The 15,997-nt window shown below is 74.4% G+C and carries 17 protein-coding genes and 1 pseudogene; 7 read left to right on the top strand and 11 right to left on the bottom strand.

Features of this window, described 5'->3' with window-relative positions; genetic code table 11:
• The 3 genes from AC3IYJ_RS32620 to AC3IYJ_RS32610 all read right to left on the bottom strand — a co-directional run bounded on the left by AC3IYJ_RS32620 (position 1) and on the right by AC3IYJ_RS32610 (position 3,134).
• Complete coding sequence (locus tag AC3IYJ_RS32620; protein WP_489398092.1) at positions 1-450, bottom strand: SRPBCC family protein; 450 nt, start codon at positions 448-450, stop codon at positions 1-3.
• Between the two features lie 43 nt (positions 451-493).
• On the bottom strand, positions 494-2,578 hold the full coding sequence (locus AC3IYJ_RS32615) for a phage holin family protein (RefSeq protein WP_489398091.1): 2,085 nt from the start codon (positions 2,576-2,578) through the stop codon (positions 494-496).
• 151 nt (positions 2,579-2,729) lie between these two features.
• Entirely contained in the window at positions 2,730-3,134 is a 405-nt protein-coding gene (locus tag AC3IYJ_RS32610; protein WP_489398090.1) for a hypothetical protein, read from the bottom strand.
• A 146-nt stretch (positions 3,135-3,280) separates the two neighbouring features.
• Between AC3IYJ_RS32610 and AC3IYJ_RS32605 the strand changes: the two genes are divergently transcribed.
• The 3 genes from AC3IYJ_RS32605 to AC3IYJ_RS32595 all read left to right on the top strand — a co-directional run bounded on the left by AC3IYJ_RS32605 (position 3,281) and on the right by AC3IYJ_RS32595 (position 5,579).
• Positions 3,281-4,066 (top strand): MBL fold metallo-hydrolase, encoded by a 786-nt coding sequence (locus tag AC3IYJ_RS32605; protein WP_489398089.1) that lies wholly within the window; start codon positions 3,281-3,283, stop codon positions 4,064-4,066.
• A gap of 2 nt (positions 4,067-4,068) precedes the next feature.
• Entirely contained in the window at positions 4,069-4,710 is a 642-nt protein-coding gene (locus AC3IYJ_RS32600) for a DedA family protein (protein ID WP_489403001.1), read from the top strand.
• 146 nt (positions 4,711-4,856) lie between these two features.
• Positions 4,857-5,579 carry a DUF4232 domain-containing protein gene (locus tag AC3IYJ_RS32595; RefSeq protein ID WP_489398088.1) on the top strand — a complete coding sequence of 241 codons (723 nt, stop codon included), beginning with the start codon at positions 4,857-4,859 and terminating at the stop codon, positions 5,577-5,579.
• Between the two features lie 26 nt (positions 5,580-5,605).
• Here the strand turns inward: AC3IYJ_RS32595 and AC3IYJ_RS32590 are convergent.
• The 3 genes and pseudogenes from AC3IYJ_RS32590 to AC3IYJ_RS32580 form a co-directional block, all read right to left on the bottom strand.
• A pseudogene (locus AC3IYJ_RS32590) lies at positions 5,606-5,716 on the bottom strand (MBL fold metallo-hydrolase); the annotation flags it as partial.
• A 194-nt stretch (positions 5,717-5,910) separates the two neighbouring features.
• Positions 5,911-7,143, bottom strand: coding sequence for an aminotransferase class I/II-fold pyridoxal phosphate-dependent enzyme (locus AC3IYJ_RS32585; RefSeq protein WP_489403000.1), 1,233 nt, complete (start codon positions 7,141-7,143; stop codon positions 5,911-5,913).
• A 123-nt stretch (positions 7,144-7,266) separates the two neighbouring features.
• Positions 7,267-7,839 (bottom strand): TIGR03086 family metal-binding protein, encoded by a 573-nt coding sequence (locus AC3IYJ_RS32580; protein ID WP_489402999.1) that lies wholly within the window; start codon positions 7,837-7,839, stop codon positions 7,267-7,269.
• 276 nt (positions 7,840-8,115) lie between these two features.
• Here AC3IYJ_RS32580 and AC3IYJ_RS32575 point away from each other — a divergent pair, with 276 nt between their 5' ends.
• Positions 8,116-8,952 (top strand): methyltransferase domain-containing protein, encoded by an 837-nt coding sequence (locus AC3IYJ_RS32575; RefSeq protein WP_489398087.1) that lies wholly within the window; start codon positions 8,116-8,118, stop codon positions 8,950-8,952.
• 34 nt (positions 8,953-8,986) lie between these two features.
• Here AC3IYJ_RS32575 and AC3IYJ_RS32570 read toward each other — a convergent pair whose 3' ends face one another.
• Together AC3IYJ_RS32570 and AC3IYJ_RS32565 are read right to left on the bottom strand one after the other, a co-directional pair.
• Positions 8,987-9,778, bottom strand: coding sequence for an SGNH/GDSL hydrolase family protein (locus tag AC3IYJ_RS32570; RefSeq protein ID WP_489398086.1), 792 nt, complete (start codon positions 9,776-9,778; stop codon positions 8,987-8,989).
• Positions 9,779-9,791: 13 nt separating this feature from the next.
• Complete coding sequence (locus tag AC3IYJ_RS32565) at positions 9,792-10,361, bottom strand: PadR family transcriptional regulator (protein WP_489398085.1); 570 nt, start codon at positions 10,359-10,361, stop codon at positions 9,792-9,794.
• A gap of 112 nt (positions 10,362-10,473) precedes the next feature.
• Here AC3IYJ_RS32565 and AC3IYJ_RS32560 point away from each other — a divergent pair, with 112 nt between their 5' ends.
• Complete coding sequence (locus tag AC3IYJ_RS32560) at positions 10,474-10,926, top strand: nuclear transport factor 2 family protein (RefSeq protein ID WP_489398084.1); 453 nt, start codon at positions 10,474-10,476, stop codon at positions 10,924-10,926.
• Between the two features lie 29 nt (positions 10,927-10,955).
• On the opposite strand, the gene AC3IYJ_RS32555 is transcribed toward AC3IYJ_RS32560, so the two are convergent.
• Positions 10,956-12,953, bottom strand: a complete 1,998-nt coding sequence (locus tag AC3IYJ_RS32555) for a DUF5107 domain-containing protein (protein ID WP_489398083.1) — start codon at positions 12,951-12,953, stop codon at positions 10,956-10,958.
• A 111-nt stretch (positions 12,954-13,064) separates the two neighbouring features.
• Here AC3IYJ_RS32555 and AC3IYJ_RS32550 point away from each other — a divergent pair, with 111 nt between their 5' ends.
• A complete protein-coding gene (locus tag AC3IYJ_RS32550) occupies positions 13,065-13,619 on the top strand; it encodes a DinB family protein (RefSeq protein WP_489398082.1) in 555 nt (184 codons plus the stop codon).
• Between the two features lie 69 nt (positions 13,620-13,688).
• Here AC3IYJ_RS32550 and AC3IYJ_RS32545 read toward each other — a convergent pair whose 3' ends face one another.
• Together AC3IYJ_RS32545 and AC3IYJ_RS32540 are read right to left on the bottom strand one after the other, a co-directional pair.
• Positions 13,689-14,588: an arginase family protein gene (locus tag AC3IYJ_RS32545; protein WP_489398081.1), complete on the bottom strand. Its 900-nt coding sequence runs from the start codon at positions 14,586-14,588 to the stop codon at positions 13,689-13,691.
• A gap of 4 nt (positions 14,589-14,592) precedes the next feature.
• Positions 14,593-15,162, bottom strand: a complete 570-nt coding sequence (locus AC3IYJ_RS32540) for a GNAT family N-acetyltransferase (RefSeq protein ID WP_489398080.1) — start codon at positions 15,160-15,162, stop codon at positions 14,593-14,595.
• A 34-nt stretch (positions 15,163-15,196) separates the two neighbouring features.
• On the opposite strand from AC3IYJ_RS32540, the gene AC3IYJ_RS32535 reads away from it, so the two are divergent.
• On the top strand, positions 15,197-15,946 hold the full coding sequence (locus tag AC3IYJ_RS32535; RefSeq protein WP_489398079.1) for a hypothetical protein: 750 nt from the start codon (positions 15,197-15,199) through the stop codon (positions 15,944-15,946).
• Positions 15,947-15,997: the final 51 nt, after the last annotated feature.

Below are 15,997 nucleotides of genomic sequence, written 5' to 3'. Positions count from 1 at the left end.
TCAGGCGGCGGAGTGCTCCAGCAGGTGCTTGAGCTTCTCCTCGCCCCGGGGCATCTCCTTGCGGACCATGGGCTTGACCACGAGCGGGACCAGGGCCCTGCCCAGGCCGTGGCCCTCGAAGTCGATGGCGAGGGTCACGCGCGAGCGGGTCCCGCCGTCGAGGGACTCGATGCGGCCCCGCACGTCCGGCCGGACCGGCCCGTCCAGGCCGTGCATGTGCCAGCTCCTCGGCGGGTCGAGCTCCAGGACCTGCATGGTGGTGGGCACGCGCCGCTTGCCGATCTGCCGGGTGACCATCACCTTCGAACCGACCTGGACGGGAAGATCGCCCATCGGGACGGCGGAGACGGCGCTGTCCTGCCACTCCGGCAGGTGCGTGGGGTCCGTGACGTACGCGTAGACGTCCTCGGGCCTGCGGTCGATGTCGATGCTCTTGCTGATCGCGGACATGGCGACTCCTGGGAGCCCCCCTGACGGTCCTCCTCCTTACAAATTACGCCGCGGGCACGGACCCCGCGCCACCCTCGTGGCCACCGGGCGCGACCGGGACCTGGGGTCCGTCCGCCTCGCGGAGCCAGCCCCGCAGCACCTCGTGCACCGACTCCGCGCCCACCAGTTCCCCGCCCGGCCCGGTCTGCGGCTCCGCCAGCTCCACCGGCCACATCAGGAACGGGTGCCCCTGCTCCCCGCCCAGTCCCCCGTGCGAGCCGATCTGCTCCTCGAAGGCGTGCACCGAGCCGGTCCCCGGGTCGTACGCCGAGTTCACCATCACGTCCGCCACGTGCGGGAAGGAGTCCGTGCGCCGCACCGCCTGCGCCGCCCCCGGCCCGAAGCCCGCCAGCAGCTCCTCCGCCGCGCCGGGCACGTCCAGGCGCGCCTCGGCCCCGCCCGGCCCCAGCACCACCCCGTCCACCAGCAGGAACCCCACTCCGGGATGGGAGGCCAAGGTCGTCAGCAGGGCCGGGTACGCGCGCTCGATCCGCTCCCGCGACGCCCGGCCGGGCAGGTCGGGGAAGGAGATCAGCCCGAGGTTGCCGGAGGCCAGCACCACGGGGTCCGGGCCCCGCCCGGGGCGTGCCTCCTCGTCCTCCTCCTCGACCGGCCGGTGCAGGGCTGCCCGTACCGCGGCCCGTGCCTCGGCCCCGCTGTGCGTCCGGCCGGCCCTGCGGGACACGGGCAGCCCGCAGCCCGCGCGGACCAGGTCCTTCAGGGTGAGCCCGTACCGGCCGAGGAAGGTCTCCCCCGGGCTCTGGCCGTGGTCCGAGAGCAGCACGATCCGGTAGTCCCGGGGCGCGTGCTCGGCGACCCGGGCGATCAGGGCGAGGCTGCGGTCCATGCGGGCGAGCACCTGGTCGGTGTCCCGGTGGTGCGGGCCCGAGTGGTGGGCGACCTCGTCGTAGGCGACGAGGTCGGCGTAGACCGCGGCGCGCCCGGCCAGCATGTCGCCGATCACCGCCGCGACCACCACGTCCCGCTCGATCACCGTCGCGAAGGCGCGGATCAGCGGGTACAGCCCGCCGCGCCCGACGCGCGGCCGCTCCCCGCGCAGGCGGCCGCGCAGGGACTGGGTGATCTCCCGGCCCACCTCGGCGGTGAAGGACAGCGCGGTGCGCACGGAGTTGGCCGGGTCGGAGAAGTACGCGAAGTAGCCGGCGCGGGAGCGGTTCTCCGGGCCCCGGCGCGCGGAGACGGACAGGACGAGGGCCAGCTGGTCCGCGCCGCCGCTGAAGAGGTTGCCGCGGCTGGCTCCGTCGAGGGTGAGCAGCCCGCCGTCCCGGGTGCGCTCCACCGCGCGCCGCTGGAGTTCGGCGGCGCTGGTGGGCCGGTTGCAGACCATCACCTCGCCGGTGTCCTTCTCGTACCAGCGGAAGGCGGGCACGTCGAAGTTGGAGCCGTGCAGGATGCCGAGCTGGCTGGCGCCGGTCTGGCTGGACCAGTCGGTCCGCCAGGATCTGATGCGGTGGGTGCGCTCCAGCCAGTCGGCGACCGTGGGCATCAGGCCGCTGCCCGCGGCGTTGCGCAGCGCCTCGTACCCGACCCCGTCGAGCTGGAGGAAGACCAGGCCGGGCGCGTGCTCGCCGGCCCCGGGCGCACCGTCGCGCCGCTGCCTGCGGCGGCGCCGGTCGGCGAGCCGGTAGAGCCGGCGGCGGTAGGCCTCGTCGTCCCGTACGGCGAGGGCCGTGGAAGTGGCCGACGCCACGGCGGACATGACGGCGGCGACCACCACGGCCGTTTCCGGGGCCACCTCGCCGCGCCCGGCCGGGATCAGGCTGAGGGCGATCAGCAGCAGGGAGCCGTTGAGGAAGAAGACGAGCAGGCCGAGCACCAGGGCCGGTACGAGCAGCAGGGCACGGACGAGAACCGGCCAGACCAGGGCGCTCAGCAGGCCGAACGCCCCGGCGCCCAGAGCCGCCGTCAGGCCTATCCGCGTGATGCTGTCGCGGTCGCCGCCCTCGGGCTGGAGCCTGAAGTCGGGGAGGATCCCCGCGAGGGCGAGCATCGTGAGGGTGGACACCGCCCAGACGATGATCACCCGCAGCACGGTGCCGCCCGCACTCAGCCACCGGCCTCGCAACACGCCGCACCCACCTCACCACCGTGGCCCGCACCGCGCCGCCGAGCCCCCGTCCCACTCGTTCCAGGCTCGCACAGCGGGGCCGTCACGGCCGGATGACACGGGTGGCGCATGTACGTACGGAAAGTGACGCGCGGCGTGCGCCGCCGTCCGTCTACGTACCGTCGTAGCCGGCGGTCGGCATGGAGAGCCGGCGGTGCACCTCGGCCTTCATCGCGGAGGTGTACCGCGGTTCGTCGAGCCCGGTGGTTTCCAGCCGTACGCCGCGGCGCTCGCACTCGGCGGCGAACTCGTCCACGGAGCGCAGCGCGCGGTCCAGCACCCGGTGGTTGGCGACGACGAACAGGTCGACGCGGCCCGCGTCCACATCGGTCCAGAGCCCGCAGTGGTCGGGGCGCAGCCCGTAGACGAGCAGTTCACGGGTGACGACGTACCCCTGCCCGGCGGCCCAGCGGGCGCACATGGCGTGCTGGCTCCGGGTGTCGACGGCGAAGGGATCGACGTCGAGATCCTCGAGCGGGGCCAGGCTGGCGATCGCGGCCACGCGCAGCTCATCCATGTCGCCCGACCCTACTCCGATCCGCCGCCGCGGAGGAGGGGGCGTGGGAGTCCGGTTCCGGGCGATTGCGCGGGGCAGCCTTTAGGCTCGACCGAAGCTGGATCGGGTACGGGCGGGAAGAGCGCGGAAGGGCGGAGGGGGAACGGATGCCGGTGGAGATCACCTGGTGGGGTCATGCCACTTGCACGGTCGAGGACTCCGGGGTCCGGCTGCTGACGGACCCGCTGTTCACACGGCGTCTGGCACATCTGCGGCGCCGTCGCGGGGCGGTGCCCCCGCCCTGGGCGGCGATCGCGGACGCGGTGCTCGTCTCGCACCTGCACTCCGACCACCTGCATCTGCCCTCGCTGGCGCGACTGGCGGCCGGGACCCGGCTGCTGGTGCCGCGCGGTGCGCGGCGGGCGGTGCCGGGGCTGGCGCGGACCGCGGACGTACGGGGGTTGGTGGTGACGGAGGTGGCGCCGGGGGACGAGGTCCCGGTGGCGGGTTCCGCGGGAGAGGTACGGGTACGGGTGGTCAGCGCGTCCCACGACGGACGGCGGCTGCCGTTCGGGCCGCGGCTCGCCCCGGCGCTCGGGTACGTGGTGGAGGGCGCCGCACGGACCTACTTCGCCGGGGACACCGGGCTGTTCGACTCCATGGCCGAGGAGGTCGGGCCGGTGGACGTGGCCCTGCTGCCGGTCGGCGGCTGGGGCCCCTACCTGGGCCCGGGGCACCTGGACCCGGCCGGCGCGGCCCGGGCGCTGGCCGTGCTGGCGCCGGAGGCCGCCGTCCCGGTGCACTGGGGGACCTACTGGCCGATCGGGATGGACGCGGTGCGGCCGCACGAGTTCCACTCGCCGGGCGAGGAGTTCGTACGGTGTGCGGGGCGGGAGGCCCCCAAGGTGGACGTGGTGGTGCCGGCGCACGGTGAGCGGGTGCTGCTCCCGTGACCATGGCTGTGGCCATGTCCTCGGCCCTGCACCAGCTCGCCGGGAGCACGGCGCAGGTCCCCGGCGAATCCACCCAGCAGGCCGTCGGCTACCCGACGTTGTTCGTGCTGGTGGCACTGGGCGCGCTGGTGCCGGTCATCCCGACGGGCGCGCTGGTGAGCACCGCGGCGGTGGTGGCCTTCCACCAGGACTCGCTGCCCTTCGGCCTGTTGCTGGTGTTCGGGGCCTCCTCGCTGGCCGCGTTCGCCGGTGACCTGGCGCTGTACTGGCTGGGCCGGCGCGGGGTCCACTCCCGCAACGGCTCGCGGTGGTTGGAGGCCCTGCGGCGGCGGGCCTCCCCCGAACGCCTCGCGCAGGCCCAGCGCAAGCTGGACGAACACGGGGTACTGGTCCTCGTGGTCTCCCGGCTGCTCCCGGGCGGCCGGATCCCGGTCATGCTGGCCTGTCTGCTGGCGGAGCTCCCGCTGCGCCGCTTCGCCCGCGGCGACGGCCCGGCCTGCCTGGCCTGGGCGGCGACCTACGGCCTCATCGGGATCCTGGGCGGCTCCCTCTTCTCGGACCCCTGGAAGGGCGTGGTCCTGGCGGTGGCCCTCACCCTGGTCATCAGCGCGGCCCCGGCCCTGTGGCGGCGCCTGAGCAGCTGACCCGGCCGACCGGAACACGGAACGACCACCCCCATGTCCTGGGTCAGTAACGGTTGCCCGGGGCAAGGACTCCGGTGACCGCCCCGGGGCATGAACGGGGCGATCGACCAATCCGTTCCGGCCATGCGAAGCACACGGGGGCCACCATGCGCACTGTCCGCACCCATTGGAAGACCTACGCACTCGGGGTCACGGCCGTCGCCGCGCTCCTGTCGTCGACGGCCTGCCGGTCCGACGGCGGAGGCGACGGCAAGAGCCCCACCCCCTCCGGCAGTCCGAGCGCGACCCGCACCCCCGCCCCTTCCGGGACCCCCGGCACGGCCGGCACCGCCAAGCCCGGCGGCGGAACGCCCGGCGCCTCGCGGAGTCCGAGCAGCGGCACGGGCGGATCCGGTGGCTCCGGCGGCGGCAAGGACGCCGCCACGGCGTGCAACGACAACGACCTCTCGATCGCCCTGTCGACCTACCGCCAGGACTCGGGGCAGCACCTCCTGATCACGGCCACCAACATGACCGACAAGGCCTGCACCCTCTACCACTATCCGCGCGTCGGCTTCGGCGCCACCATCGAGGGTCCGCTCCCCGCGGTGGGCCCCAAGCCGCAGGCGATCGCCACGATCGGGCCGAAGGAGAAGGCGTACGCGGGCCTGTTCGTCTTCCGGCCGGGCGAGGACACGGTCACCGTGACGGCGGTGTCCATGGGCTACCAGGACCGCGCCTTCGACAGCAACCGGGACGTGGGGATGCTCGACCACGCGGTGCCCAAGGACGTCGTCTCCCTCACCGTCGGCTCCAACCCCCGGGTCACCTACTGGAACCGGGACCTCAAGACGGTCGAGGACCTCCTGTTCAGGTCGGGCAACAGCTAGGCCGTCTCGTACTACAGGGCCCGCAGGTCGATGAGGATCCAGCCGCCCCACAGGGTGCGGCACGCGTCGAGCAGCGACCGCTTCGACCAGTGGTGCGCGGGGACGAAGTCGAAGCGTACGCCGCCCAGTTCTGCCGACGCCGGTGCGCTGGGCGCCGGCCGCACCTGCGGGTGACGGACGACGGCGGCGGAGCCGGGGCGGCGGCCCCGGGCGCGGTTCCGGGGGCGTCCGTCTGATCCCTCATCGAGAAGTCTCCGTTCACCGGCGGGAGCCGGACAGCTCGGTCGGACGGCTCGGTCGGGCAGCTCGGTCCGATGGCCGGGTCGACGGCTCAGTCGGACAGTCCGGCCAGGACCGACCGGAGCCGCTCCAGGGAGTCCCGCACGTGTGCCAGGCCCAGGGGGTCGCTCGAGGTCAGCGCGGCGAGCCGCTCCTCCGGGGTGGCGCCCAGCAGCGGGCCGGTCGACAGCCGGACCCGCAGGGCGACCGGTTCGTCGGCGAACCGCTGCCCGCCGGGGGTCGGCGCGCCGAGCCGGCCGCCCAGCCAGTCCTCCAGTTCCATCGCGTCGCCGACACCCTGGCGGGCGAGCCCCGCGCGCAGCGGAGTCAGGTCGGCGTAGAGGTGTCGGCCGGCCTGCGGGGGCCGGGCCAGCGCCCCGACGGCCAGCAGTTCCCGGTGCGCGGCGGCGGCCACCGCCCCGTGCAGGGCGGAGGCCGCGGCGGCGCGGCCGGCCACGTGGGCGGGTTCGTCGAGGGCGTGCGCGGCGGCCCCGGCGACGGGGCCGGCCACGAAGGCGCCGGTCGCGGTGAGCACGTCCAGGCTGCGGGCCCGCAGCCAGGTGCCGCGCGGGGTGCCGGGGAAGCGGACGACGGCGGCGGGCCAGCCGGCGGGCAGCAGTGCGCCGGAGAGGTCGAGGAGGACCGCCACCTCGTCGGGCAGCATCTCGGCGGGGCTGAGCACCACCATGTCGTGCGGCCGGTGGACCGGCCGGTGGACGGTGTCGCGCCAGGTCTCGTCGCTGACGACGAACAGCCCGGCCGACGCGGCGGCCTCACAGGCCTCGCGCAGCAGCTCCGGCGAGGGCACGGTGGCCGTCGGGTCGTCGGCCACGGACAGCAGCAGGACGCGCGGGTCCCCGCCCTCGGCGCGCACCCGGCGCACCGTCTCCAGCAGTGCGTACGGGTCCGGTACTCCGCCGCACTCGGCCGGGGTCGGCACGTGGTAGGCCCGCCGTCCCAGCAGCCGGACCTGCGGCGTCCACCAGGCGGGACAGGGGCGGGGCAGCATGACGTCCCCGCCGTACGCGCCGAGCAGCGCGAGCAGCAGGGCGGGGGCGCCGGGCCCGGCGGCCACGCTGTCGGGGTCGGTCGGCAGTCCGCGCCGCCCCCAGTGCCGGGCCGCCGCGGACCGTACGGGCTCTCCCCCGCCCGGAGGCTCGGGGGCTGACCGCCAGGCGGCTGCCGCGAGGACGGCGGTGAGCTCGGGCAGGACGGGCAGGCCCGGCTGCGGGGCGGGCGGACCGTAGCGGACCGGGCCCCGGCCTTCGGCCGTCGTGCGCTGGATCCCCGACACCGCGCGCCACCTCTTCCTGCCGTACCCGCGCTCGCCAACGATGCCTTTATACGGTTATTCGTCCCGCCTCGCGCGTTGTGGCCACCGGGGCCCGGCGGGCGGTCGGGACCGGGGTCAGCCGTCCCTCCCCAGCAGCCCGAGCAGCCGGGTCTGGGCGTTCGCCCCGGCCGGCACCTCCAGCGGCGCGGCGAACATGCCGCTCGCGGCCAGCCCGTCCGCGTAGGGCATGACCTCCTTGATGGCGAACTCGACGAGGTCGTCGGGCAGCCGGTCGTCGGCGCCGATGGCCCGGGAGAGGTCCCAGGCGTGCACGGCGCAGTCGAGGGTCAGTTCGGAGCAGTACGCCGACCCGAGCGCGGGCCCGTAGGACAGCCGGACGGTGCGGTCCAGTGCTCCGGGCGCGGTGAACGCGGCGTGCGCGGCGACCGAGGCCCGGTCCCAGGCGTCGACCGGGTCGGTGCCGAGGACATCGCCGGAGAAGGCGTCGGCGAGCTCCTCGACGGTGCGGCCTTCGGTCACCAGCGGCGGGATCCACAGCTGTTCGGAGGTGACGTGGTTGACCAGGTCGCGCACGCTCCACTCGGTACAGGGCGTCGGCGCGTCCCACTGGGTGTCCGCGACTGCGCGGACCCGCTCCCCGAAGAACCGCAGGGCCTGCGCGTGACGGCCGAGCGGCGAGTCCGGCATCCGGGGGTCCGTCGCCTGCGGGCCTCCCGCCCGCGCATCCGGCGCCTGCGTGTCCGGCACTTGCTCCGGCATGGCTCTCACCGTCCTTCGCCGTCCTTCGCCAGGGTCGCCCCCTCCCCCGGGTTCACTCTCCTCGCACCCACCACACCCTGCCACCGACCTGACCAATCCCCTTGACACACAAGGATGGTGTCCACATGTCAATACGCATATCTCATATCTCGAACTGATCCTTTACGGTGGCACCATCGCTTCGACGACGAAGGAGACCCGGCCATGAACGCCGCGCATTCCGCCAACGCCCCGCACGAGACCGCCGTCTACACCCACGGACACCACGAGTCGGTACTGCGCTCGCACCGCTGGCGCACGGCGCAGAACTCGGCCGCGTACCTGATCGGCGAGGTGCGTCCGGGCATGTCCGTCCTGGACGTGGGCTGCGGTCCGGGCACCATCTCGGCGGACCTGGCGGAGCTGGTGGGGCCGCAGGGCCGGGTCACGGCGGTGGACGCCGCGCAGGACGTGATCGAGCAGGCCGCCGCGTACGCGCGGGAGCGCGGGCTGACCAACATCGAGTTCGCCACGGCCGATGTCCACGCGCTGGACTTCCCGGACGGTTCGTTCGACGTGGTCCATGCCCACCAGGTGCTGCAGCACGTCGGAGACCCGGTCCAGGCCCTGCGCGAGATGCGCCGCGTGTGCCGCCCGGGCGGGATCGTGGCCGTCCGGGACGCGGACTACGCGGCGATGACCTGGTACCCGCGGACCCCGGGGCTGGAGGAGTGGCTGGACCTGTACCGGCGGGTGGCTCGCGCCAACGGCGGCGAGCCGGACGCCGGACGCCGGCTGCGCTCCTGGGCGCGGGCGGCGGGCTTCACGGACGTGACCTGCACGGCGACGTCCTGGTGCTACGCGACCCAGGAGGAGGCCGCGTGGTGGTCCGCGCTGTGGGCGGACCGTACGAAGGCCTCGGCCTACGCCGGGATCGCGACCGGCGGCGGACACGCGACCGAGGCGGAGCTGGCGGCCATCGCGGACGCCTGGCACACCTGGGGCGCCTCCCCGGACGCCTGGTTCTCGGTCCTGAACGGCGAGATCATCGCCCGCGCCTGACCCCGGGAGCCGAGGGCCCGCGGCAGGTAGGCGCCTACGCGCCCACCGAGCCGTCCACGGAACCGCGTACGGGCAGCAGCGCGGGCCGCTTGGCCGAGCGCCCGTCTCCGCTGGAGCGCCCGCGCAGCCGTCGCCCGATCCACGGTCCGAGGAACCCGACGGCCCACCGCACCTCCCCGGCGGCCCCGCGCAGGCCCTTCGGCCCGAGCGGCGCCGGGCCGGGCAGCGGACGGGTCCAGGAGTCGTCGCTGCCGGGCAGCTCCAGCGACTGGGCGAGCCCGGCGGCGATCCGGGCGTGCCCGAGCGCAGAGGCGTGCAGCCGGTCGAAGCTCCACATCCGCGGGTCGGTCGTGGCGGGGTGGGGGCCGAAGTCGGCGAGGGCCACCCCGTGCCGCCCGGCGGCCTGCCGGATGCGGTGGTTGAGCGCGGTGATCCGCGGGGCCACGCCCTTGGCGAGCGGGATGAGCCGCGTGACGTCGGGGAAGGTGACGGTCGCCACCCGGGCCCCCTGCGCGGTGAGCGCGACGAACATCGCCTCCAGCTCTCCCGCCACCTCGTCGGCGTCGAACCCGGGCCGCAGGATGTCGTTGACCCCGGCGACGACGGTGGCCAGGTCGGGGCGGAGCGCGAGGGCCGGGGCGAGCTGCTGCGCGCGGACCGCGCCCGCGAGGCGTCCCCGTACGGCCAGGTTGGCGTACTGGATCTCCGGGTCGACCCGGTCCGCCATCAACTCGGCGAGCCGGTCGGCGAATCCGCGCAGCCCGGTGGCGTCGTCCCCGTCGCCGACGCCTTCGGTCTGGCTGTCGCCGAGAGCCACGTACCGCAAGGGGCGGCTCCGCTCATCGCTCCACACGGGGTGTCCGCCTCTCGCTCAGGATGGTGGTGGTGCGCTCGTACCAGGCGCGGTTGGCCCGCTCGAATTCCAGGCCGCGCAGACAGGTGAGGTAGGGGCCGATCCGCTCGCCGTGGCGCAGGAACTCCTCCTCGGCGAGCTCGCCCCGCATCTTGCGCAGCAGGGAGTCGAACATCTCGATCTTGGTGTCGGCGAAGGCGATCCGCTCCGTGAGCTGCGCGATCAGCGAGTCGGTGTCGACGCAGCCGGCGGCCTGGACCTTCACGAGCAGGTCGTCGCGGATGAAGGAGGGCTTGGTGTCGGCGGCGACGAAGCGTTCCAGCTCGGCCATTCCCGCGGAAGTGACTTGGAAGAGGCGCTTGTTGGGGCGGCTCTCCTGGACGACCTCCCGGCCCGCGATGAGCCCTTCCCCCTCCAGCTTGGTCAGCTCGGCGTAGACCTGCTGGGGCAGCGCCTGCCAGAAGTTGGCCACGCCCATGCCGAAGGACTTGGCCAGCTGGTAGCCGCTGAGCTCCTCGTCGAGCAGGGCCGCGAGCACGGCGTGACGCAGGGCCAACGGTCCGCCTCCTCATGTCCTCGTGTCCGTGCACCGATGCCTGTTCACCGGGGCACGACTCATGATAGTCAAGAAACTGACTAATCACATCGTTGACTATCCAGGAGAGTTCATGAGCACCGTGGACCGTTTCCGCGCCGCCGTCGACCACCGCGATCTCACCGCCCTGGAGGCCCTGCTCACCGAGGACGTCCGGCTCTACAGCCCCGTGAAGTTCACGCCCTTCGAGGGCAGGGCGATGGTGATGGCCCTCTTCGGAGTCCTCATCCGCACCTTCGAGGACCTGCACTACATCGGCCGGTTCGAGGGCAGCGTGGAAGCCGCGGCCGACGGGGCCGAGGGCCCGGCGGGGGTCCTGGCCTTCCGGGCCACCGTGAACGGCAAGCAGATCAACGGCATCGACATGCTCCACCTCGCCACCGAGGACGCGGAGGGCGCGCAGGGCGGCGCCGCGGGCGAGGGCCTGATCAAGGAGATCACCGTGATGGTCCGCCCGCAGTCGGCGGTCCAGACCCTCGGCGAAGCGGTGCTCGCGGGCCTGGTCGCCGACGGGGTGGTCTCCTAGCCGGTCCCTAGCCGGTCCCCGGCCGGTCCCTAGCCGGCCTCCTGGCCCTTGTGGTCCCGGTGCCCCGGCGGGCGCATCCGGAAGTTGTACGGGCGCGGCAGCGGGCGGTCCGTGAGCGTGGCCCAGACCTCCGAGAGGATCTCGTCGCCCTCGCGGAGGTCGGGCAGTTCGAACCCCTCCTCGAAGACCCGCCGGGCCGCGCCCACATGGCCCTCGGCCGCCAGCAGCCGGGCCGCCGCGAGCCGGAAGCGGCCCTCGTCGCGCAGCGCGGGCCGCAGCCGGTCCCACACCGCGCGGGCCTGCGTGAGCAGCCCCGCCGCCAGCAGGGCGGTGAGGGCCTCCCGGCCCAGCGCCGATTCGGCGGCCAGCCAGCCGTCGCCGCCCCGGCTCTCCTGGGCCAGGTCCTCGAAGGCCTCGGCGTACCAGTGGGCCGCCCGCGCCCGGTCCCCGGCCAGGCCGTCGGCCAGCGCCAGGCACCTCAGCAGCGGCCACCGCGAGGGGGCCAGCGCCAGCCCGCGCTCCCAGCTGCGCACCGCCTGGGCGATGTCCCCGGCGTGCCACTGCGCGACCCCGAGGTGGTACTCGGTCAGCGGGTCCGCCCGAGCCGTCTCCAGCATGTCCCGCCAGTGCGGGGCCACCAGGCTCGGGCCGGGCGGCGCCACCCGGCGCGGTGCGGGGAACACCCCGCTGCGCCAGAGCTCCAGCCAAGGCGCCTGCTCCTCGCCGAGCGTGTCCGGCGGGAAGGGGGTGCCGGGCAGCTTGTACCCCCCGCACCGCACCTCCAGCGCACCCCAGCCGGAGCCGGTCGCCAGCCGCTCCCCCGGATCGGTGTCGGCAAACCCGCGCCACGCCTCGTAGGCCGCGTCCACGGCCGCCCCGGGGAGCGCGGAATCCAGTGCCGCCCCGGCCGCGCCCCGCGCCGCCGCCCAGTCGTCCCCGTGCACGGCGGCCGGGTCCGCGGACAGCGCCCCGTAGGCCTCCAGCCAGCTGAACTCGGCCCCGGCCTCCAGCCGTACGTGCTCCAGCTGGGTCCGGGCCAGCCCGGCCTGGATCTCCGCGTACCCGGCCGTGCCCGGTTCGGTCAGCCATTCCTGCCAGCGCCGGCCGCCCTCGCCCGCGCCCCAGACGAAGAGCTTGCGGCCGCGCAGCCGGTCCGTCGAGGTCTGTACGAGGCCCCGCCCGTCCGCCTCCAGGGAGGCGATCCAGGGCCGGGCGCCGGTCTCGACCTCGTAGAAGAAGTCGGCGGGGTACTCGCTGCGCAGCGGGTACGTGCGGTCCTCGTCCTCCCACCGCGGTACGGGGATGCGCCGCAGGGAGCGCTCGTACCCGAAGTGCCAGGCCCGGTCGGCCGGGGCCAGGACGCGGGTGTCCGGGCCCTCGGGCACGGCGATGTTGGACCACCAGTAGACGGGTGCGGGCCGCTCGTGCGGATTGCGCACGCGGACCCCGACGTAGAGGAACTCCGAGTCCTCGGGCAGCCACAGGTCCACCTGGAAGGGCAGGTCGCGCAGCCGTTCCCACTCCCACAGCCGCACCATCACGCCCCCGTCGGGCGCCGGGACCAGGGCCGCGTGCAGCGGGGCGCAGGAGAGGGTGGTGTGGCCGGTGGCGCCGATGTTCCACTCGATGCCGCCGGAGAACCAGGCGCCGTTGAGCGCGAAGTTGGCGGGCTGGAACACCGGGTTGCGGTAGAGCAGTTCGCGTCCGGTCGGCAGGTGCACGAGCGAGTGGATCCGGCCGCCGAGTCCCGGCAGGACGGTGACGCGCAGATGCGCGTTCTCGATGACGATCGTCTCGATGTCCCGCTCGGTGCGCCGGCGCTGGTAGCCGTCCCGGATCCGGACGGGCAGCAGCGAGCGCAGCGGCTCGTAGCCGATCTGGCGGGCCATGTCGCGCGGCAGGCCCTCGCGCGCCCGGTCGTCGAGTTCGTGGACCTCGTCGAAGGCGCGCAGGGCGGGGAGCGGGTTCTCTGGACCCAGGGGTGCTGCGGGGAGGGTGAGCACGGAGCGGCTGACGGTGGTGGCCATGGGGAAATGGAACACGCCGCGGCGGCCGGTGCACAGGGATTCGGCGCATCACCACCGGTCAGGATTACGCAAAGCCCTTCCGGGTGCGGAGCGTTGATCGACAATGGGCGCATGACGGAACGCAGCAGAAGGGCCGAATTCTTCGGCGGAGCCGAGGCCGAGAGCGAGTTCAGGGGACGCCCCACGACCGGTGACGAGCGAGCGATGCTCACCGCGATGCTGGCGGCGCAGCGCGCGACGCTGGAGCACAAATGCGCGGGTCTGGAGGCGGAGTTGGCCGTCCGGTCGGTGGAGCCGTCCACGCTGTCGCTGCTCGGGCTGGTGCGCCATCTCGCGGACGTGGAGCGCCGCTGGTTCCGGCGGGCGCTGGCCGGACAGGACGCCCCGGCCCTGTTCTCCTCGCCGGAGGATCCCGACGGGGACTTCGACGGCGCCGCGCCGCAGGCCGCGGTGGTCGAGGGGGCCTGGGAGGCGTGGCGGGCGGAGGTGGCGTTCGCCGAGGGGTTCGCGGCGCGGGCGCCCGATCTGGAGGTGTCCGGGAAGGACGGGTGGCTGGGCGAGGTCTCGCTGCGCTGGGTACTGATCCACATGATCGAGGAGTACGCGCGCCACAACGGCCACGCGGACCTGCTGCGCGAGCGCATCGACGGCGCGATCGGGGTCTGACCGCCGGGGGCCGCCCGCCGGGACGGCAGGGCGCCCGGCCGTCCCGGCGGTCCGGACCTCCTACGCGAACTACGCGAACGCTCCCGCCACCAGGTCGGCCAGCAGTGCGCCCGCGCGGCCCTCCGGGTCCAGGTCCGGGTCGTAGATGGTGACGTTGAGGCCGACGCAGCGCGGAGAGCTGATCAACACTCCGAGCAGCTCGGCGAGTTCGTCCGGGATCAGCCCGCCGGGGTCCGGGCTGTCCACGGCCGGCATCACCGACGGGTCCAGTACGTCGGCGTCCAGGTGGACCCAGAACCCGGCCGTGGCCGGTGGCTGCAGCCCGGTCAGGGCCGTCCGGGCCACCGGCCCGGCGCCCCGGTCGCGGATCGCGCCGACGGTGGCGGCGAAGATCCCGGCGGCGCGCAGCTCGGTGAGGTCGGGGTCGCCGTCGCGCAGCCCGAAGAGCCGTAGGTCCTCGTCGCGCAGGTAGGGCGCGAGGCCCTCCAGGTTCGCGAGTCCGGCCTGGCCCCGCCCGGTGGCCAGGGCCAGTTCCTCGCCGGCCGCGGCTCCGACGGGCCCGTTGACGGCCGCGTTGCCGGGGTGGCGGAAATCGGCGGAGCCGTCGATGGCGGCCAGCCCGTACCGCCCGAGGCGGCGCATGGCGAGCGAGGCGCCCAGCTGGATGGAGCAGTCGCCGCCGAGGACCACGGGGAACTCGCCGGAGCGCAGGTGGCCCTCGATCCGGTCGGCGAGGGCGACGGTGTACTCGGCGAGGGGCCCGGCGTGGAACACCCCGTCCCCCTCCTTCCACTCCCCACGGTCGTAGCGCGGCGGGACGACCACCCCGCCCTCGCGCGCGCCGAGCCGGGCCAGCAGCCCCTGCTCGCGCAGGGCCCCGGCCAGCTTGTACACGCCGGGTACCGTGCCGGGCGCGGGAGGCCGGAGCCCGAGGTTGGACGGTGCGTCGAGGAGTACGAGGGTTCGCATGGACTCATCCTGTGCGATGGGGGGCCGGGGGACGAGGCATTTCGGCCGTGATCGCCCAGCGTTCGTGGTCCCGCCAGGCGCCGTCGACGTGGAGGAAGTCCGCGGAGAGGCCTTCCAGCCGGAAGCCGCGGCCGCGCACGAGGGCGATGGAGGCGGTGTTCCCCGGCTGGATGTTGGCCTCCAGCCGGTGCAGGCCGAGGCCGTCCGCCGCGAAGGCGTGGCCGAGGACCAGGTCGAGGGCTTCGCCGAGCAGTCCGCGGCCCGCCGCGTGCGCGAAGGCCCCGTAGCCCAGGGCCCCGCTCTGGAAGGCGCCCCGGACGATGTTGTTGACGTTGACGAAGCCGGCGATGGCGCCCGTCTCCCGCTCGCAGACGAGGAAACCGGCCCGGCCCGCGCCCTCGATCAGCGGGGCCGCGTAGGGCTCGTACGCCTCGATCGTGGCGGGCGGGGACAGCCAGGGGTGGTGGAGCCGCCGGCTCTCGCCGACCCGGGCGGTGAACTCCGGCCCGTCCGCGAGCCGGAAGGGGCGCAGCCCCACGCGGGGGCCCGTGAGGAGGTAACGGAAATCGACCACACCCACAGGGTAGGTGTATGGCACCATCACCGTCGTGATCAACGGAGAGAACGACGGACAGCACGACGGACAGATCGACGGAATCCGCCTGTTGGCAGCGCTGAACAACGCGGAGTGGTGCGATGCCGTGTGCCGTGCGCACGGGCTGGAGGGCTCGCTCGGCGAGGACGTCTGGACCAGTGCGCGGCGGACCCCGCCCTACTACCCCGACGCGGTGACCCTCAGCACGGAGGCCTCCGCGGAGGCGGTCCTGACCTCGATCGACACCGGTGCCCCCGGCTGTTCGGTGAAGGACAGCTTCGCCCTCCTGGACCTGGCACCGGACGGCTTCGAGGTCCTCTTCGACGCCCAGTGGATCCACCGCCCGGCCCCGGCCGCCGCCGCGGCGCCCGCCCCCGCCCCTTCGCTCGCCTGGTCCCGGGTCGGCTCGGCCGACGAGCTGGAGGCCTGGGAGGCCGCCTGGGACGGGGAGGAGAGCACCGGCCTGTTCCGCCCCGCGCTCCTCACCGCCGACATAGCCTTCTTCGCCGGACGGGACCCCGACGGGCGGATCCTCGCCGGAGCCGTCGCCAACCGCACCGGTGAAGTCGTCGGCATCTCCAACGTCTTCACCGCCGACGGGACCCCGGACGACGCCGCCTGGACCGGCGCCCTCGCCTCGATCGACGGGCTGTGGCCGGGCCGTGACGTCGTCGGCTACGAGTCCGGCGACGACCTCGACACCGCGGCCCGGCACGGCTTCCGCCCGGTCGGCCCGCTGCGCGTCTGGCTGCGCACCGGCTAGACCTCCCCGGCCGGATTGCCCGAGCAGCACTCCGGGTGCCGGGGCCCGGTG

The organism is Streptomyces sp. GL_140, assembly GCF_057834465.1.
Note: the sequence above shows the minus strand (reverse complement) of the source record. Positions and strands in the feature narration are given on the sequence as shown.

Bases quoted from the DNA above. Each gene is read 5' to 3' on its own strand.
- AC3IYJ_RS32620 (WP_489398092.1), bottom strand. From the start codon at position 450: ATGTCCGCGATCAGCAAGAGCATCGACATCGACCGCAGGCCCGAGGAC.
- AC3IYJ_RS32610 (WP_489398090.1), bottom strand. From the start codon at position 3,134: ATGGATGAGCTGCGCGTGGCCGCGATCGCCAGCCTGGCCCCGCTCGAG.
- AC3IYJ_RS32605 (WP_489398089.1), top strand. From the start codon at position 3,281: ATGCCGGTGGAGATCACCTGGTGGGGTCATGCCACTTGCACGGTCGAG.
- AC3IYJ_RS32600 (WP_489403001.1), top strand. From the start codon at position 4,069: ATGGCTGTGGCCATGTCCTCGGCCCTGCACCAGCTCGCCGGGAGCACG.
- AC3IYJ_RS32595 (WP_489398088.1), top strand. From the start codon at position 4,857: ATGCGCACTGTCCGCACCCATTGGAAGACCTACGCACTCGGGGTCACG.
- AC3IYJ_RS32580 (WP_489402999.1), bottom strand. From the start codon at position 7,839: ATGCCGGACTCGCCGCTCGGCCGTCACGCGCAGGCCCTGCGGTTCTTC.
- AC3IYJ_RS32575 (WP_489398087.1), top strand. From the start codon at position 8,116: ATGAACGCCGCGCATTCCGCCAACGCCCCGCACGAGACCGCCGTCTAC.
- AC3IYJ_RS32560 (WP_489398084.1), top strand. From the start codon at position 10,474: ATGAGCACCGTGGACCGTTTCCGCGCCGCCGTCGACCACCGCGATCTC.
- AC3IYJ_RS32555 (WP_489398083.1), bottom strand. From the start codon at position 12,953: ATGGCCACCACCGTCAGCCGCTCCGTGCTCACCCTCCCCGCAGCACCC.
- AC3IYJ_RS32550 (WP_489398082.1), top strand. From the start codon at position 13,065: ATGACGGAACGCAGCAGAAGGGCCGAATTCTTCGGCGGAGCCGAGGCC.
- AC3IYJ_RS32545 (WP_489398081.1), bottom strand. From the start codon at position 14,588: ATGCGAACCCTCGTACTCCTCGACGCACCGTCCAACCTCGGGCTCCGG.